Here is a 16,851-nt window from a genome sequence, read left to right as displayed (position 1 = left end):
GGGTGGTTGAAGTGGAAAATGGGCCACGAGTGAAACTCGCGACCCATTCGAGATCATTCGGGACCCACCCACCGCTCAGCTCTTGCGGTGCCCTATCAGCCGCGGTTTCTGCTCCAGGCCGTCGAGGCCGTGCCACGCCAGGTTCACCAGGTGCGCGGCGACCTCCGCCTTCTTGGGCTTGCGCACGTCCAGCCACCACTGGCCGGTCAGCGCGACCATCCCGACCAGCGCCTGCGCGTACAGCGGGGCGAGCTTGGGGTCGAAGCCGCGGGCCTTGAACTCCAGGCCGAGGATGTCCTCGACCTGGGTCGCGATGTCGGAGATCAGCGAGGCGAAGGTGCCCGTCGACTGGGCGACCGGCGAGTCCCGGACCAGGATCCGGAACCCGTCGGTGTACTTCTCGATGTAGTCGAGCAGCGCGAACGCGGCCTGCTCCAGGAGCTCGCGCGGGTGCCCCGCCGTCAGGGCGCCCGTCACCCCCTCCAGGAGCGAACGCATCTCGCGGTCGACCACCACCGCGTACAGCCCCTCCTTGCCGCCGAAGTGCTCGTAGACCACCGGCTTGGAGACGCCGGCCTTCGCCGCGATCTCCTCCACCGAGGTGCCCTCGAAGCCCTTCTCGGCGAAGAGCGTGCGGCCGATGTCCAGCAACTGCTCCCTGCGCTCCGCGCCCGTCATCCGGGTACGGCGGGTCCGCCGGGGTCGTTCGGTGCCCGCCGAGCCGTTGTTGCTGGTCGTGCGGGTGGTGCTGGAGTCGGTCGCCACGTCCTCCATCATGCCGCCTCTGCGGCCTTCTCCTTACGGGCGCTCTCCTCGTGGGCCTTCTCCGCCCGCCGGGAGGGCGCGCCGGGCTCGCTGCGCTTGGCGTCGAGGCGGGCCTCGGTGGGCCAGCGCACGTCGTACGCCCAGCCCAGCTGCTCGCACCAGCGGATGATCCGGGCGCTGGAGTCGATCTGGCCGCGCATCACGCCGTGCCGCGCCGAGGTCGGGTCGGCGTGGTGCAGGTTGTGCCAGGACTCGCCGCACGACAGGACCGCCAGCCACCACACGTTGCCGGAGCGGTCGCGGGACTTGAAGGGGCGCTTGCCGACCGCGTGGCAGATGGAGTTGATGGACCAGGTCACGTGGTGCAGCAGTGCGACGCGGACCATCGATCCCCAGAAGAACGCGGTGAACGCGCCCCACCAGGACATCGTCACCAGACCGCCGACGACCGGCGGGATGGCGAGGGACAGGATCGTCCACCAGACGAAGTCGCGCGAGATCCGGCGGATCGCCGGGTCCTTGATCAGGTCGGGCGCGTACTTCTCCTGCGAGGTCTGCTCCTCGTTGAACATCCAGGCGATGTGGGCCCACCACAGGCCCTTCATCAGCGCGGGCAGCGTCTCGCCGAACCGCCACGGAGAGTGCGGGTCGCCCTCCGCGTCGGAGAACTTGTGGTGCTTGCGGTGGTCCGCCACCCAGCGCACCACCGGGCCCTCCACGGCCATCGACCCGGCCACCGCGAGGGCGATCCGCAGCGGGCGCTTGGCCTTGAAGGAGCCGTGCGTGAAGTAGCGGTGGAAGCCGATCGTGACGCCGTGGCAGCCCAGGTAGTACATGAAGACCATGAGGCCCAGGTCCAGCCAGCTCACACCCCAGCCCCAGGCCAGCGGCACCGCGGCGAGCAGGGCCACGAACGGCACGACGATGAAGAGCAGCAGCGCGATCTGTTCGACGGACCGTTTGCTCTCGCCCCCGCGGGTGGCGGAGGGACCCGGCGGCTCGGTGGCCGGGTCGACGAGGTCAGGGCTTGTGGTCATGCGGAATCCCCCTGCGGGGTGAGAGAGGAAGACGAGAGGCCAGGCTACGCATCCGTAACCTACGGCGACGTAAGTATGGCAGTGCCGCCGCCCCGTACAAGAGGGCAGTGGACTGCGACGCGCGTACGGACACCTATCCTGGGTCTCGTCGGACAGCGCGGTCCGCAAGCCTCCAGTACCCCTCCAGACGTGCTCAAACACTGCAAGGAGCCGCACCTGTGAGCAGTGCCGACCAGACCCCCGCCGCCAGCCCCGAGCTTCGCGCCGACATCCGCCGACTGGGTGACCTCCTGGGCGAGGCGCTCGTCCGCCAGGAAGGGCCCGAGCTCCTGGAGCTCGTCGAGCGCGTGCGCGCCCTCACCCGTACGGACGGCGAGGCCGCCGCCGAGCTGCTCGGCGGCACCGAGGTGGAGACCGCCGCCAAGCTCGTACGGGCCTTCTCCACCTACTTCCACCTCGCCAACGTCACCGAGCAGGTGCACCGCGGCCGTGAGCTGCGCGCCCACCGGGCCGCCGAGGGCGGGCTCCTCGCCCGCACCGCCGACATGCTCAAGGACGCCGACCCCGAGCACCTGCGCGAGACGGTCAAGAACCTGAACGTGCGCCCGGTCTTCACCGCGCACCCCACCGAGGCGGCCCGCCGCTCCGTCCTCAACAAGCTGCGCCGGATCGCGGCGCTCCTGGACACCCCGGTCACCGAGGCCGACCGGCGCCGCCACGACCTGCGGCTCGCCGAGAACATCGACCTCATCTGGCAGACCGACGAGCTGCGCGTGGTCCGCCCGGAGCCCGCCGACGAGGCGCGCAACGCCATCTACTACCTGGACGAGCTGCACGCCAACGCGGTCGGCGACGTCCTGGAGGACCTGGCGGCCGAGCTGGAGCGGGTCGGCGTCGAGCTGCCCGCCGGCACCCGGCCGCTCACCTTCGGCACCTGGATCGGCGGCGACCGCGACGGCAACCCCAACGTGACCCCCCAGGTCACCTGGGACGTGCTGATCCTCCAGCACGAGCACGGCATCAACGACGCGCTCGAAGTGATCGACTTCCTGCGCGGGCTGCTCTCCAACTCGATCCGGTACGCGGGCGCCACCGAGGAGCTCCTCGCCTCCCTCCAGGCCGACCTGGAGGCGCTCCCCGAGATCAGCCCCCGCTACAAGCGGCTCAACGCCGAGGAGCCCTACCGGCTCAAGGCGACCTGCGTACGGCAGAAGCTCGTCAACACCAAGGAGCGGCTCGCCAAGGGCACCCCGCACCAGAGCGGCCGCGACTACCTGGGCACCTCCGAGCTGCTCGCCGACCTCACGCTGATCCAGACGTCGCTGCGCGCCCACCGCGGCGCGCTCTTCGCGGACGGCCGGATGGACCGGACGATCCGCACCCTGGCCGCGTTCGGCCTCCAGCTCGCCACCATGGACGTACGCGAGCACGCGGACGCCCACCACCACGCCCTCGGTCAGCTCTTCGACCGCCTGGGCGAGGAGTCCTGGCGGTACGCGGACATGCCGCGCGAGTACCGGCAGAAGCTGCTCGCCAAGGAGCTCCGCTCCCGCCGCCCGCTGGCCCCCACACCCGCGCCGCTGGACGAGGCCGGGCAGAAGACCCTGGGCGTCTTCGGCACGATCAAGGAGGCCTTCGAGCGGTTCGGCCCCGAGGTCATCGAGTCGTACATCATCTCGATGTGCCAGGGCGCCGACGACGTCTTCGCGGCGGCCGTGCTCGCCCGCGAGGCCGGGCTCGTCGATCTGCACGCGGGCTGGGCGAAGATCGGCATCGTGCCGCTCCTGGAGACCACGGACGAGCTGCGCGCCGCCGACGTCATCCTCGACGAGATGCTGGCGGACCCCTCCTACCGGCGCCTCGTCTCGCTGCGCGGCGACGTCCAGGAGGTCATGCTCGGCTACTCCGACTCCTCCAAGTTCGGCGGCATCACCACCAGCCAGTGGGAGATCCACCGCGCCCAGCGCCGGCTGCGCGACGTCGCCCACCGCTACGGCGTACGGCTGCGGCTCTTCCACGGCCGCGGCGGCACCGTCGGCCGCGGTGGCGGCCCCTCGCACGACGCGATCCTGGCGCAGCCCTGGGGCACCCTGGAGGGCGAGATCAAGGTGACCGAGCAGGGCGAGGTCATCTCCGACAAGTACCTCATCCCGTCGCTGGCCAGGGAGAACCTGGAGCTGACGGTGGCAGCCACCCTCCAGGCGTCCGCCCTGCACACGGCCCCGCGCCAGTCCGACGAGGCGCTCGCGCGCTGGGACGCGGCGATGGACACGGTCTCCGACGCGGCCCACGCGGCCTACCGCAAGCTCGTCGAGGACCCTGACCTGCCGGCGTACTTCTTCGCCTCCACGCCCGTCGACCAGCTCGCCGAGCTGCACCTGGGCTCGCGCCCCTCGCGCCGCCCGGACTCCGGCGCGGGCCTGGACGGGCTGCGGGCCATCCCGTGGGTGTTCGGCTGGACGCAGTCGCGGCAGATCGTGCCCGGCTGGTTCGGCGTCGGGTCGGGCCTCAAGGCGCTGCGCGAGGCCGGTCTGGACACGGTCCTGGACGAGATGCACGAGCAGTGGCACTTCTTCCAGAACTTCATCTCCAACGTCGAGATGACGCTGGCCAAGACCGATCTGCGGATCGCCCGCCACTACGTCGACACGCTGGTGCCGGACGAGCTCAGGCACGTCTTCGCCGACATCGAGGCGGAGCACGCGCTCACCGTGAGCGAGGTGCTGCGCATCACCGGCGGCGAGGAGCTGCTCGGCTCGCACCCGGTGCTCCAGCAGACCTTCGCGATCCGGGACGCCTATCTGGACCCGATCTCCTACCTCCAGGTGTCCCTGCTCGCCCGTCAGCGGGCCGAGGCGGAGCGCGGCGAGAGCCCCGACCCGCTGCTCGCACGGGCGCTGCTGCTCACCGTCAACGGTGTGGCGGCGGGCCTGCGCAACACCGGCTGATCCCCGCGCGGAACATGGCGAAGCCCCGGTGGCCGATCGGCTGCCGGGGCTTTGTGGTGCGGTGGCGCGTTAGAGCCTGTCTTTGAACCCCCGTCGTCCGCCCGCACGCCGAGCGTGCGTGCCGGGCGTCGGGGCGCAGACGGGGGTTCAAAGACAGGCTCTTAGGAGTTGTACGTCGACTGCGCGCGCTCAAGACCCTCGATGACCAGCGCCTCGACGGCGTCGGCCGCGCGGTCCACGAAGTAGTCGAGCTCTTTGCGCTCGGTCGACGAGAAGTCCTTCAGGACGAAGTCCGCGACCTGCATACGGCCCGGCGGGCGCCCGATGCCGAAGCGGACGCGGTGGTAGTCCGGGCCGAACGACTTGGTCATCGACTTGAGGCCGTTGTGGCCGTTGTCGCCGCCGCCGAGCTTCAGGCGGAGCACTCCGTAGTCGATGTCCAGCTCGTCGTGGACGGCCACGATGTTCTCGGTGGGGACCTTGTAGAAGTCCCGCAGCGCGGTGACGGGCCCGCCGGAGAGGTTCATGTACGACAGGGGCTTCGCCAGGATCACCCGGCGGTTCAGCGGCCCGGCCGGGCCGATGCGGCCCTCGACGACCTGGGCCCGCGCCTTGTGCGCCTTGAACTTGGCGCCCATGCGTCCCGCGAGCAGGTCCGCGACCATGAACCCGATGTTGTGCCGGTTGGCGGCGTACTCGGGGCCGGGGTTGCCGAGGCCCACGACGAGCCAGGGGGCGTCCATGTGCGTCTGTCTCCGCGGGGAGTAGGGGGGGAGGGGGTGCGGGGGGCGCCGGAGCGCCCCCCACTCAGGCTCAGGCCTCGGCGGACTCGGCGCCCTCGGCGTCGGCGGCCGGCTCCTCGGCCTGGGCGGCCAGGATCTGGATGACGACGGCCTCGGGGTCGGTGGCCAGGGTGGTGCCCTTGGGCAGCGCGATGTCCTTGGCGTGGATGGAGGCGCCGGCCTCCAGGCCCGCGATGGAGACGGTGACGGAGGTCGGGATGTGGGTGGCCTCGGCCTCGACGGAGAGCGTGTTCAGCACGTTCTCGACCAGGAAGCTGCCCGGGGCCAGCTCGCCCTCGGTCAGGACGCCGACCTCGACGGTGACCTTCTCGCCCTTCTTGACGAGCAGCAGGTCGACGTGGACCAGGTAGCCCTTGATGGCGTCGCGCTGGACGGCCTTCGGGATCGCGAGCTCGTTCTTGCCGTCGACGTCCAGGGAGAGCAGGACGTTCGGGGTGCGGAGCGCGAGCTGCAGCTCGTGGCCCGGCAGGGTCACGTGGACCGGCTCGGTGCCGTGGCCGTAGACGACGGCCGGAACCTTGTTGGCGCGGCGGATGGTGCGGGCGGCGCCCTTGCCGAACTCGGAACGGACCTCGGCGGCGATCTTGACCTCGGACATGTGCACTCCTCGTATACGCAGATGGATAGCTGTGGCGGGTTACCCGGCCACGACTGGCCTGCTACGAAGAGCGCGTCGATAACGGACCGCCGTACCTACGGGTACGGCCTCCCTCGCCGAGCAACTCGATGAGTCTACCCGGCGGGGAGGCCGTACCCAAAAGGATCTTTTGGAGCGGTGCTGCCTACTGCTCCTCGAAGAGGCTCGTCACCGAGCCGTCCTCGAAGACCTCGCGGACCGCGCGGGCGATCGACGGGGCGATCGACAGGACCGTGATCTTGTCGAGCTCCAGGTCGGACGGGTCCGGCAGGGTGTTCGTGAAGACGAACTCGCTGACCTTGGAGTTCTTCAGACGGTCGGCGGCGGGGCCGGACAGGATGCCGTGCGTGGCCGTCACGATGACGTCCTCGGCGCCGTGCGCGAACAGGGCGTCGGCGGCGGCGCAGATGGTGCCACCGGTGTCGATCATGTCGTCGACCAGGACGCAGACGCGGCCCTTGACGTCACCGACGACCTCGTGGACGGTCACCTGGTTGGCGACGTCCTTGTCACGGCGCTTGTGGACGATCGCCAGCGGCGCGTCCAGGCGGTCGCACCAGCGGTCGGCGACGCGCACGCGGCCGGCGTCCGGGGAGACGATCGTCAGCTTGGAGCGGTCGACCTTGGCGCCCACGTAGTCCGCGAGGACCGGCAGGGCGGTGAGGTGGTCGACCGGGCCGTCGAAGAAGCCCTGGATCTGGTCGGTGTGCAGGTCGACCGTGAGGATGCGGTCGGCACCCGCGGTCTTCAGCAGGTCCGCGACCAGCCGCGCCGAGATCGGCTCGCGGCCCTTGTGCTTCTTGTCCTGGCGGGCGTACCCGTAGGACGGCACGATCACGGTGATGGAGCGGGCCGACGCGCGCTTCAGCGCGTCGATCATGATGAGCTGCTCCATGATCCACTTGTTGATCGGAGCCGTGTGGCTCTGGATCAGGAAGCAGTCGGCGCCGCGCGCCGACTCCTGGAAGCGGACGTAGATCTCACCGTTGGCGAAGTCGAAGGCCTTCGTCGGCACGAGGCCGACACCCAGCTGGTGCGCGACCTCCTCGGCCAGCTCGGGGTGGGCGCGGCCGGAGAAGAGCATCAGCTTCTTCTCGCCGGTCGTCTTGATCCCGGTCACAGCACTGTCTCCTCAGAGGTGTCTTCTGCTGCTGAGCCCGCGCGGTCCCTTGGCGACGAGCCAGCCGAATCGTGTGCGCCTATCACGGTACGCCGTGACAGGCGCAGATGTTTCCGGTCAGTTTTCGCCAACGGCCTCTTCGGAGGCGGCCGAAGCCGCCTGCGCGGCCGCGCTGCCCGGCCGCTTGCGGGCCACCCAGCCCTCGATATTCCGCTGCTGGCCGCGCGCGACGGCCAGCGAACCGGCGGGTACGTCCTTGGTGATGACGGACCCGGCCGCGGTGTAGGCGCCGTCCCCCACTGTGACAGGAGCAACAAACATGTTGTCCGAGCCCGTCTTGCAGTGCGAGCCGATCGTGGTGTGGTGCTTGGCCTCGCCGTCGTAGTTCACGAAGACGCTCGCGGCGCCGATGTTCGTGAACTCGCCGATGGTGGCGTCACCCACGTACGACAGGTGCGGGACCTTGGTGCCCTCGCCGATCGTCGCGTTCTTGGTCTCGACGTACGTGCCGATCTTGGCCTTCACGCCGAGGCGGGTGCCCGGGCGCAGATAGGCGTACGGGCCCACCGACGCGCCCTCGCCGACCTCGGAGTCGTACGCCACGGTGTTGTCCACGCGCGCGTCCGGGCCCACCTTGGTGTCGGTCAGCCGGGAGTTGGGGCCAACCTCGGCGCCGCGGCCCAGGTGCGTGCCGCCGAGCAGCTGGGTGCCCGGGTGGACCAGCGAGTCCTGCTCGAAGGTGACGGTGACGTCGACGAAGGTGGTGGCCGGGTCGACGACGGTCACGCCCGCGAGCATCGCGCGCTCAAGAAGGCGGTCGTTGAGCAGCCGGCGGGCCTCCGCGAGCTGGACGCGGTTGTTGATGCCGAGGATCTCGCGGTGGTCGCCGCCGACCGAGGCGCCGACGCGGTGCCCGGCCTCGCGCAGGATGCCGAGGACGTCGGTCAGGTACTCCTCGCCCTGGCTGTTGTCGGTGCGGACCTTGCCGAGCGCGTCCGCGAGCAGGGCGCCGTCGAAGGCGAAGACGCCGGAGTTGATCTCCTTGATGGCGCGCTGGGCGTCCGTGGCGTCCTTGTGCTCGACGATCCCGGTGACCGCGCCGGACGCGCCGTCGCGCACGATCCGGCCGTAGCCGGTCGAGTCGGGGACCTCGGCGGTGAGCACGGTGACGGCGTTGCCGTCCTGCTCGTGCGTACGGGTCAGGGCGGCCAGCGTGGCGCCGGTGAGCAGCGGGGTGTCGCCGCAGACCACGACGACGGTGCCCTCGATCGTCTGGCCGAGCTCTTCGAGGGCCATCCGGACCGCGTGGCCGGTGCCGTTCTGCTCGTACTGGACGGCGGTGCGCACCGAGGCGTCGATCGCGCCGAGGTGGGCGCCGACCTGCTCGCGGGCGTGGCCGACGACCACGACGAGGTGCTCGGGGTCGAGCTCGCGGGCGGCCGCCACGACGTGGCCGACGAGCGAGCGCCCGCAGATCTCGTGCAGGACCTTGGGGGTGGCCGACTTCATACGGGTGCCCTCACCCGCGGCGAGGACGACGACGGCTGCCGGGGGATTGGCGCTCACGGGAATGCCCTTCGGCTTTGTGTGGTGGACATCCGCAGGATACCGGGGGGTCTGGGGGCCGAAATGCCAGGAGGGTCGGCGGGAGCGGAACAGAAGTCGGCGGGAGGAGAACAGAAAGGGAGCGGCGGGGAAAAACAACCGGGTCCCGACCGTTGTGGTCAGGACCCGAACTGCGCTGGCTCCCCCGCCAGGACTCGAACCCGGACATAAGGCACCAAAAGCCTCAGTGCTGCCAATTACACCACGGGGGATGGAAACCGGTTCGACCGGACATTGCGTCAGGTCACCGGATCGGCACCCCACACTATGCCGTACCGAGCCCCTTCCGTGCGACGGTGCCGATCACGGTGATCGCCGCGAGGACGGCCGAAGTCGCCGGAAAATCGCTGGCGGGCGCCCGTAGGCTGGATGGCATGACCGCAACGGGGGCAGACCACGACTCCGCGGGGACGACCTCCCGCGGCTGGTGGTGGTGGGAACGGCGGCGCAGTGCCGTCCTGGACATCGGACTGGGGCTGGCCTCCGCGTTCGAGTGCGCACTGGAAGGTGTGAAGTTCGCCGGGGACGCGGGGGTCCCCGTACCGGCCGGAGTGCTGTTCGGCCTGGCCGCCGGGGTGACCCTGGCCGCGCGGCGGCGCTGGCCGGTCGCGGTCGTGCTGGTCTCGATCGCCGTGACCCCGGCCAACATGGGCTTTCTGCTCGGCATCGTCGGGCTGTACACGCTGGCCGCCTCCGAGGTGCCGCGCCGCATCACCGCCGCGCTGGCCGGAATGTGTCTGGCGGGCACGTTCATCGTCACTTTCGTACGGATGAACCAGAGCGTCGACGACGGCGCCTTCAACGGCGGGCGCTGGCTGGTCCCGCTCTTCTCCGGGGTGATGGCGCTCGGCCTGACCGCCCCGCCGCTGCTCCTGGGGCTCTATATAGGGGCCCGGCGGCGGCTGATGGAGTCCCTGCGCGAGCGCGCCGACTCGCTGGAGCGGGAGCTCTCGCTGCTCGCGGACCGCGCGGAGGAGCGCGCCGAGTGGGCCCGTACGGAGGAGCGCACCCGGATCGCCCGCGAGATGCACGACGTGGTCGCCCACCGGGTGTCCCTGATGGTGGTGCACGCCGCCGCGCTCCAGGCGGTCGCCCGCAAGGACCCGGAGAAGGCCGTCAAGAACGCGGTGCTCGTCGGCGACATGGGCCGCCAGGCGCTGACCGAGCTGCGCGAGATGCTCGGGGTGCTGCGGACCGGGGAGGCGGTGCGGGCCGAGGCTTCGGCGCCGGTCCCGCTCGCGGCCGTGGGCGCGGCCGCCGCGGCTGCCGCGGCCGCCGCCGAGGAGGGGCCGTGCCTGGCCGACATCGAGGCGCTGGTCGGCCAGTCCCGGGAGGCCGGGATGGTGGTCGAGATGACGGTCCACGGCGCGGTGCGGCTCTACGACGCGCTGGTGGAGCAGACCGCGTACCGGGTGGTGCAGGAGGCGCTCACGAATGTGCACAAGCACGCGGCGGGGGCGAAGGTGATGGTCCGGCTCGCCCATCGGGACGACGAGGTCGCGATGCAGGTCGAGAACGGGCCGGCGGACGGGGCGACGGCGGATGCCGGGCTTCCCAGTGGGGGCAATGGGCTGGTCGGGATGCGTGAGCGCGTCCTTGCCCTGGGGGGCGTGTTCGTTTCCGGGGTCACCGATGCGGGGGGTTGGCGGGTGTCGGCGGTGCTGCCGGACCGGGTGGCGCCGTAGGGCGTGCGGTCTCGTTTCCGACTGCGGGCCGGTGGGGGCTGGCCGCGCAGTTCCCCGCGCCCCTGAAGGGGGGCGTGGTCGCCGGCCTGCTGAGACGCAACCCCCTAGGGGCGCGGGGAACTGCGCGACCAGCCCCCACCGGCCCGCAGACGAAGCGCTACAAGAGTGTCGTCAGCGCGGGGACGTCAGACGGATCGGTTGGACTCCCGTCACCAACGTGTTCAGGGCCAGGTCCAGGTCCGCGCCCAGGTACCAGTCGCCCGTGTGGTCGATGCTGTAGACGCGGCCCTCGGTGTCGATGGCGAGGACCGCCTGCTGGTCGCCCTCCTCGCCGAGTGGGGCCAGCTCGGTTTCCAGGGCGCGGCCGAGGTCCGCGAACGTACGGGCCAGGTGCAGGCCCGCCACCGGGTCGAAGCGGATCGTCGCGGGCGCGTTGTGGCGGCCGGGGCCCGGTGCGGTCAGCCGCAGGCCGCCGAACTCGGCCCACGCCTCCACGGCCGCCGGGAACACGGTGTGCCGGTGCCCGGCGGGCGAGGCGTGCGAGCGCAGCACGTCGGCCCAGGCCTCGGCCTGCCTGATGTCCCAGCGGCCGGGGTGCCATCCGGCGGCGCGCAGCGCGGCGTCGACGGGGACGGGGAAGCGGGTGGTGGACACGTCCGGCATCGGGTTCGGTTCAGCCCTTCTCGGCGGCGGGGTCGACGGCGCGTACGCCGAAGTGGGCGAGGAGCGCGGTACAGGACCGGCAGGGCGGCGCGTAGCTGCCGTGCAGCGGGTCGCCGTCCTCGCGGATGCGGCGGGCCGTCACCTTGGCGTGCTTGAGCGCGCGGCGGGCCTCGCCGTGGGTCAGGGGCTTGCGTCCGGACCTGCGCGACTTGCCCGCGCGGGCCGACTCCAGGGAGGAGAGCTGGCGCGAGAGCAGGATCGCCTCCGGGCAGCGCCCGGTGAACCGCTCGCGCTGGCCGCTGGTGAGGGTGTCGTGGAAGTCCTGTACGAGCGGGTGGAGGGCCGGCGGCTGGTCGCCCTTGCCCGCGGTGCAGGTCAGCGTCTCGCCCCGGACCGAGAGCGCGGCGGCCACGGCGGGCAGGATGCCGTCGCGGCGGTACAGCAGGACGGGCGCGGAGGCGACCGTGGTGCTCCACTGCAGACGCGGGTCGCCGGTGCGCGGGTCCCCTGCCCCCGGGGCCCCGGCCCGGGGGTCCCCCGCCCGGGAGGCGTCGGCCGCCGTACCCGATATGTCGGTCGTTCCGTGCATGGTGCTCGCTGTCCCTCCCGTTGCCGGCACTGTCCGCAAGCCGGTGTCAACGCCCCCGTTAACGCCCCGTTGCGGGAACAGACTGCCAAATGTGCCCAGTGGTACGGAAGCTGGGGCTCTGATGTCACTACGTCCGTGTCGTCACCATCGCCGCACGGTGACCCGGTTGTGACACCTGGTCACGGTGGTGCGGGGCCCGGGTGCGGGGCCGGGACCCGGTATTGCCCCACCGCATAGTCTGGTCCTCACCAGCCAGACGCAGCAGCTCGCACGCAGGGGGCATCCGCCATGACGACAGGTCGGCTCGGGCACGCCGCGCCACCGAACGCGGCCTATGCCGGACAGGTCGTGAACTTCCCGGACCCGGTCCGCGCCTCCCGCCACCCCAGAGGGGTGCGGGTGGACGGCAATGGGCACCCGGACTTCTCCGCGTACGCGCGCGCGGCCGCCGAGATCGCGGAGCCGCCGGAGGGCTTCGGCGTGGACGAGCTGCGGCTGACCGACTACGTGTCGGCCAACGCGGCGCTCGCCGCCGACGGCCACGAGCTGTGGGACACCGTCCCCGCCGTGGCCACCCCGCACGGCTGGACCTGGCACCACGTGCCCGGCACCCGCCGCCTGGAGCTGGTCCCGGTCGAGGTGAAGGCGTTGCTGCGGCACCACGGCGGTCTGGCGACGACCAACGTCGACCAGGACAAGCGCGGCACCCGCCCGCTCCAGGAGACGCGCCCGGCGCACTTCGGCCTGCCCAAGGGCCTGGTCTCGGTCTCCGAGTCCCAACTCCTCGGTGTGGAGGAGGACTTGGGGTACCGGCTGCCGGGTGCGTACCGGGCGTTCCTGAAGGCGGCGGGCGGCTGTGCGCCGGTGGGCACGGCGCTCGACGCGGAGCTGGGGCTCCTGGTGGACCAGCCGTTCTTCACGGTGCGCGACCAGGCGGCGGTCAACGACCTCGTCTACATCAACAAGTGTCTGCGCGACCATCTGACCAAGGACTACCTGGCTGTGGCCTTCGTGCAGGGCGGCATCCTCGCCGTCAAGGTGAAGGGCTCCGCCATCGGCTCGGTCTGGTTCTGCGCGTACGACGACGCGCGCGACCAGGACGGCTGGAGCGTGCAGGAGCGCGTGGAGCGGCTGCTGCTGCCCTGCGGGACGGACTTCGACGACTTCCTCCAGCGGCTCGCGGGCAACCCGCCGGAGCTGGAGACCGTGGCGAACCTGATGGTGGACGGCGGCTTCGCGCACGCCGTGCCGGTGGGGGAGTGAGTGTGATGGTGACCTTCGCCCAGGCGCAGGAGCGCGCGGAAGAGTGGATCAACGGGGACGTGCCCGCGTACCAGCACCGTGAGGTGCGGGTGCGGGAGTTCGAGCTGGGCTTCGTGGTGTGGGCCGAGGACCGCGCCGAAGGCCCGTCCTCGGACGGCGGCCGTCAGCGGCTCGTCATCGCCCGGGACAGCGGAGAGGCCACGCTGTGGCCCGGTCTGCCGGTGGGTGAGGTCATCCGCCGGTACGAGGAGGAGTACGGCGTGCCGGACGAGCCCGAGGACGCGGTCCCCGCGCCCCCGCCCGAACGCATCGACCTCAACCAGACGTCGTTCCTGCTGACGCCCCCGGAGTGGCTCCAGGAGGCGGCGGACAGGATGGGCATTCCGGACCGCCGGGAGGCCGGCGGGACGCCGGGTGACGGGGGTGCGGGGTCCGGCGTTGCGCCGGAGCCGGTGGCACCCGTACCCGCCGCGGCCGCGCCGACGCCCGCGCCTGCGCAGCCCGCACCTGCACAGCACGCGCCTGCACAGCCCGGTCCCGCGCAGCCCGGTCCCGCCTGGCCCGGCGCGACGCCCCCGCCCGCCCCGGCGCCCGCGCCGTCCGGCGGTGTCGCGTGGCCGACGCCGACCGCCGACGTGCCGTCGGGGGCGACCCCGTGGGCCGGTACGGACACGAACGCCGGGTCGGACGCCGGTTCCGTACCGCTTCCGGCGACGGTGTTCGCCCCGCCGCTGTCCGGTTCGGACGCCGACGACACCCCGCCGCCGAGGGCCCTGCCCGAGGCGAAGACGGCCCTGCTCCAGGGCGGCAGCCAGCTTCCGCGGACGGCCATCGCCCCGGCCCTCGACCCGCAGGCGCCGGGTGCGCCGGTGGGCCCGGGTGCTCCCGGTGCCGCCGGTGTTCCCGGCCTGCCCGGTGGCCCGGGCGTGGCCCCCGGTCCTGGCGCCTCCGGCGCCCCCGGCGCACGGGCCGCCGACATCGCCGATGCCGCCACCAGTAAGGCCGCTCCGCCGCGTGGGGCCCGGGGGACCACTCCGCCGCCGCCCGGGGAGCCCGGGGTTCCCGGGGCCCGGCCGGGGGGGACCCCGGCGCCCGCGTACGTACCCACGCAGATGGTCTCGCAGCTCGGGCCCGACGGGCCGCAGCCCGCCGGGCCGCCCACGCCGCCGCCTCCGGGCGGGGGCGGGGTGCACCATGCCGCGACGATGCTGGCCGACCCGAGCCAGCTCGGTGGACCCCAGCCGCCCGCGCCTCCCGGTCCGCCCGGCGCCCCCGGTGCCGGTCGTGCGCCGCAGCCGCCCGGGCCTCCCGGCGTGCCCGGTGCGCCGCAGCCTCCCGGCCCGCCCGGCGTTCCCGGCGGGAGCGGCGGGGGCGGTGCGCACTACGCCGCCACCATGCTCGCCGACCCGAGCCAGCTGGGGGCCGGCGGGCGGCCCGGCGCGCCCCAGCCGCCCGGTCCGCCCGGGGCTCCCGGCCAGCCCGGCGTGCCTGCCGCACCTGCCGCACCTGCCGCACCCGGCGTGCCCGGCGGGCCCGGTGGTGTGCACCACGCCGCCACCATGCTCGCCGGGCCCGCCCAGATGGGGCCCGGCGCGCCCCAGCCCCCGCAGCCGCCCGCGTACGGCTACCCCCAGCAGCCCACCGGTCTGCCGACCGTCGGGCCGGGGTACCAGGCCGTGCTGCGGTACCGCGCCGCCGACGGGTCCGAGCAGCAGCTCATCCGGCGGTCCGCGCCCGGCATCCCGCACCCCGAGTGGCAGATCTTCCACGAGCTGCGCGGGATGAACGTGCCGCCGGACCACGTCCTGGAGCTGCACACCGAGCTGGCCTCGTGCGAGCTGCCCGGCGGCTACTGCGCCCGGATGATCCGGGAGACCTGGCCGCAGGTGCGGATCACCTCGGTCGCCCCGTACGGCACGGACCACGCCTCCCGCCGCCAGGGCGTCCAGCACCTGCTCACCCACCAGGGCGAGCTGGCGCAGGTCGCGGACGGCCCGGCCCGGCCGCAGCCGGTGCGCGCGCCGCTGCCGCAGGTGCAGCCCGCGCCGCCGCTCCCCCCGGAGGGCGTCGCGCACGAGCTCGCCGGTGCCTTCGGCCCGCAGGGCGTCTTCCGCTTCGACCAGCGGGCGGTGTCCCGCCAGGGCGTGCCCGAGGCCGTCGCGGTCACGCTGGTGTGGGCGGGGCTCCCGGCCGACTTCGGGCCGTTCTTCTGGGCGCAGGCGGTGCCCGGCCAGCCGGTCCCGACGCTCGCCGAACTCGCCGCCCAGCGCCAGGTGCATCCCGCCCCGGACGCGGGTTCGTACCTGGTCATGGGCTCGGACTTCGGCCGCGCGATCTGCGTCCAGTACGGCACCGCGAACATCGTCGCGGTGCCGGTGGAGGCGGGCCCGGGCGGCCAGTCCGTACCGCCGCAGTTCGTGAACAGCGGACTCCCCGAGTTCGTACGGTGCATGGCGCTGCTCGGCCGTATGTGGCGGCTGCGCTACGGGCTCAACCCCGAGCAGGCGGGCCGCTGGACGGTCGACTTCCAGGCCCAGCTCGCCGCGCTCGACCCGGCGGCACTGGCCTCGCCGGAGAGCTGGTGGTCGGTGCTGCTCGAACAGTTCTGGGACGGACTGCTCTGAGTATGTAGGCGCATAAGTACGTTGATACGACGAGGCGTTCGCCGCACCCACGCGGCGGGCGCCTCGTCGCCTTTTCGGTTCTGACAGGAATTGACGCATCCTTGGCCGTTACGGATGGGCGGAGTGTCGTGTTATGACCACTTCGCTTCGATCCAGGAGTATGTGGCCGCAGGACCGGAGAAGCCGTAGAGGTCGGAGGACGTCAACGATGAGTGCAGCGCCCGAACCACCGCAGCCACCCCAGGGCTTCGCCGTCGTGCGGGGCGGCCGGGGCTACCGGACGGACCAGGTCGACCGCCAGCTGGCCGTCCTCGGCGAGGACCGCGACGCCGCGTGGGAGCGGGCGGCGCGGCTCACCGTCCTCGCCAAGCGGATGGAGGCGGAGGCGGCCGCCCTGCGCGACCGGGTCGCGGCGCTCGGCCCGCAGTCGTACGAGTCGCTCGGCCGCCGGGCCCAGACGCTGTACGCCCTCGCGGTCGAGGAGGCCGACGCCGTACGGGCAGGCGCCCACGAGGAGGCGGCGGGCGTGCGCGACTCGGCGGACACGGCCGGGCGCCTCGCGCGCGAAAGCGCCCGCGAGTACGCGGAGACACTCCGCGCGGACGCCGAGGCCCGGGCCCAGCAACTGCTGCTCGCCGCACGGACGACCGCCGACGAACACCTCGACGAGGCCCGCTCCGAGGCGCACGAACGGCGGGCGGAGGCGGCGGACGCGCTGCGCGAGGTGCGCGAGCGGACCGGCGCCGCACTGGCCGAGCAGGCGCACGAGCACACCGGGCGCGGCGAGGCCCTCGACCGCGAAGTGGCCGCGCGGGAAGCCGAATTGGACGCCCGCCACGCCGAGCTGACCGCGCACGCCGAAGCGGCCCTGGCCGAGGCGGGGCGGGCCTGCGCCGAGGCCCAGGAGTCCGCCCGCCACGGTCAGGAGGACGCGGAGGCGCGGGGCGCGGAGCTGGTCGCGGCGGCGCGGGTGCGGGCCGAGCGGATCGGGCGCGATACGGAAGGGGTGCTGCGGGAGCACGCCGAGGCCCGGGAGGAGACCGTCGCGCACATGGCGCATGTGCGGAGCAGCCTGGCGGGGCTGACGGGGCGGGCCCCGGCGGAGGGGTGAG

13 protein-coding genes and 1 tRNA gene are annotated in these 16,851 nt (G+C 72.7%); 5 read left to right on the top strand and 9 right to left on the bottom strand.

Going from position 1 to position 16,851, the window contains the following annotated elements; all coding sequences use genetic code 11:
• Window positions 1–75: 75 nt before the first annotated feature.
• Together OG965_RS18375 and OG965_RS18370 are read right to left on the bottom strand one after the other, a co-directional pair.
• Window positions 76–774, bottom strand: a complete 699-nt coding sequence (locus OG965_RS18375) for a TetR family transcriptional regulator (protein ID WP_371656977.1) — start codon at window positions 772–774, stop codon at window positions 76–78.
• Window positions 774–1,802, bottom strand: coding sequence for an acyl-CoA desaturase (locus OG965_RS18370; protein WP_371653164.1), 1,029 nt, complete (start codon window positions 1,800–1,802; stop codon window positions 774–776). The genes OG965_RS18375 and OG965_RS18370 overlap by 1 nt, the downstream gene beginning before the upstream one ends.
• A 218-nt stretch (window positions 1,803–2,020) precedes the next feature.
• Here OG965_RS18370 and ppc point away from each other — a divergent pair, with 218 nt between their 5' ends.
• The gene (gene ppc / locus OG965_RS18365; protein ID WP_371653163.1) at window positions 2,021–4,750 is read left to right on the top strand and encodes a phosphoenolpyruvate carboxylase; all 2,730 of its coding nucleotides are present in this window, start codon (window positions 2,021–2,023) and stop codon (window positions 4,748–4,750) included.
• Window positions 4,751–4,911: 161 nt separating this feature from the next.
• Here ppc and pth read toward each other — a convergent pair whose 3' ends face one another.
• The 5 genes from pth to OG965_RS18340 form a co-directional block, all read right to left on the bottom strand.
• Window positions 4,912–5,493, bottom strand: coding sequence for an aminoacyl-tRNA hydrolase (pth, locus tag OG965_RS18360; protein ID WP_371653162.1), 582 nt, complete (start codon window positions 5,491–5,493; stop codon window positions 4,912–4,914).
• A gap of 70 nt (window positions 5,494–5,563) precedes the next feature.
• A complete protein-coding gene (locus tag OG965_RS18355) occupies window positions 5,564–6,151 on the bottom strand; it encodes a 50S ribosomal protein L25/general stress protein Ctc (protein WP_371653161.1) in 588 nt (195 codons plus the stop codon).
• 184 nt (window positions 6,152–6,335) lie between these two features.
• Complete coding sequence (locus OG965_RS18350; protein WP_371653160.1) at window positions 6,336–7,310, bottom strand: ribose-phosphate diphosphokinase; 975 nt, start codon at window positions 7,308–7,310, stop codon at window positions 6,336–6,338.
• Window positions 7,311–7,427: 117 nt separating this feature from the next.
• Window positions 7,428–8,876 (bottom strand): bifunctional UDP-N-acetylglucosamine diphosphorylase/glucosamine-1-phosphate N-acetyltransferase GlmU, encoded by a 1,449-nt coding sequence (gene glmU, locus OG965_RS18345; RefSeq protein ID WP_371653159.1) that lies wholly within the window; start codon window positions 8,874–8,876, stop codon window positions 7,428–7,430.
• A 176-nt stretch (window positions 8,877–9,052) separates the two neighbouring features.
• A tRNA-Gln gene (locus tag OG965_RS18340) sits at window positions 9,053–9,127 on the bottom strand.
• 162 nt (window positions 9,128–9,289) lie between these two features.
• On the opposite strand from OG965_RS18340, the gene OG965_RS18335 reads away from it, so the two are divergent.
• A complete protein-coding gene (locus OG965_RS18335; RefSeq protein WP_371653158.1) occupies window positions 9,290–10,600 on the top strand; it encodes a sensor histidine kinase in 1,311 nt (436 codons plus the stop codon).
• 171 nt (window positions 10,601–10,771) lie between these two features.
• On the opposite strand, the gene OG965_RS18330 is transcribed toward OG965_RS18335, so the two are convergent.
• Together OG965_RS18330 and OG965_RS18325 are read right to left on the bottom strand one after the other, a co-directional pair.
• The gene (locus OG965_RS18330) at window positions 10,772–11,263 is read right to left on the bottom strand and encodes an SUKH-3 domain-containing protein (RefSeq protein ID WP_371653157.1); all 492 of its coding nucleotides are present in this window, start codon (window positions 11,261–11,263) and stop codon (window positions 10,772–10,774) included.
• A 10-nt stretch (window positions 11,264–11,273) separates the two neighbouring features.
• Complete coding sequence (locus OG965_RS18325) at window positions 11,274–11,852, bottom strand: YwqJ-related putative deaminase (RefSeq protein ID WP_371653156.1); 579 nt, start codon at window positions 11,850–11,852, stop codon at window positions 11,274–11,276.
• Window positions 11,853–12,140: 288 nt separating this feature from the next.
• On the opposite strand from OG965_RS18325, the gene OG965_RS18320 reads away from it, so the two are divergent.
• From OG965_RS18320 to OG965_RS18310, 3 genes are all read left to right on the top strand, one after another.
• Entirely contained in the window at window positions 12,141–13,115 is a 975-nt protein-coding gene (locus tag OG965_RS18320; protein ID WP_371653155.1) for an SMI1/KNR4 family protein, read from the top strand.
• Between the two features lie 5 nt (window positions 13,116–13,120).
• Window positions 13,121–15,739 (top strand): SUKH-4 family immunity protein, encoded by a 2,619-nt coding sequence (locus OG965_RS18315; protein ID WP_371653154.1) that lies wholly within the window; start codon window positions 13,121–13,123, stop codon window positions 15,737–15,739.
• 208 nt (window positions 15,740–15,947) lie between these two features.
• Complete coding sequence (locus OG965_RS18310; protein WP_371653153.1) at window positions 15,948–16,850, top strand: cellulose-binding protein; 903 nt, start codon at window positions 15,948–15,950, stop codon at window positions 16,848–16,850.
• Window position 16,851: the final 1 nt, after the last annotated feature.

The sequence above is a fragment of the Streptomyces sp. NBC_00224 genome, from assembly GCF_041435195.1.
Classification (GTDB): Bacteria; Actinomycetota; Actinomycetes; order Streptomycetales; family Streptomycetaceae; genus Streptomyces.
This window is presented reverse-complemented; position numbering and strand designations above follow the sequence as displayed.

Excerpts from the sequence above, each read along its gene's own strand:
- pth (WP_371653162.1), bottom strand. The coding sequence starts at position 5,493 with ATGGACGCCCCCTGGCTCGTCGTGGGCCTCGGCAACCCCGGCCCCGAG.
- OG965_RS18355 (WP_371653161.1), bottom strand. The coding sequence starts at position 6,151 with ATGTCCGAGGTCAAGATCGCCGCCGAGGTCCGTTCCGAGTTCGGCAAG.
- OG965_RS18320 (WP_371653155.1), top strand. The coding sequence starts at position 12,141 with ATGACGACAGGTCGGCTCGGGCACGCCGCGCCACCGAACGCGGCCTAT.
- OG965_RS18335 (WP_371653158.1), top strand. The coding sequence starts at position 9,290 with ATGACCGCAACGGGGGCAGACCACGACTCCGCGGGGACGACCTCCCGC.
- OG965_RS18370 (WP_371653164.1), bottom strand. The coding sequence starts at position 1,802 with ATGACCACAAGCCCTGACCTCGTCGACCCGGCCACCGAGCCGCCGGGT.
- OG965_RS18325 (WP_371653156.1), bottom strand. The coding sequence starts at position 11,852 with ATGCACGGAACGACCGACATATCGGGTACGGCGGCCGACGCCTCCCGG.
- OG965_RS18315 (WP_371653154.1), top strand. The coding sequence starts at position 13,121 with ATGGTGACCTTCGCCCAGGCGCAGGAGCGCGCGGAAGAGTGGATCAAC.
- OG965_RS18375 (WP_371656977.1), bottom strand. The coding sequence starts at position 774 with ATGGAGGACGTGGCGACCGACTCCAGCACCACCCGCACGACCAGCAAC.
- OG965_RS18330 (WP_371653157.1), bottom strand. The coding sequence starts at position 11,263 with ATGCCGGACGTGTCCACCACCCGCTTCCCCGTCCCCGTCGACGCCGCG.
- OG965_RS18310 (WP_371653153.1), top strand. The coding sequence starts at position 15,948 with ATGAGTGCAGCGCCCGAACCACCGCAGCCACCCCAGGGCTTCGCCGTC.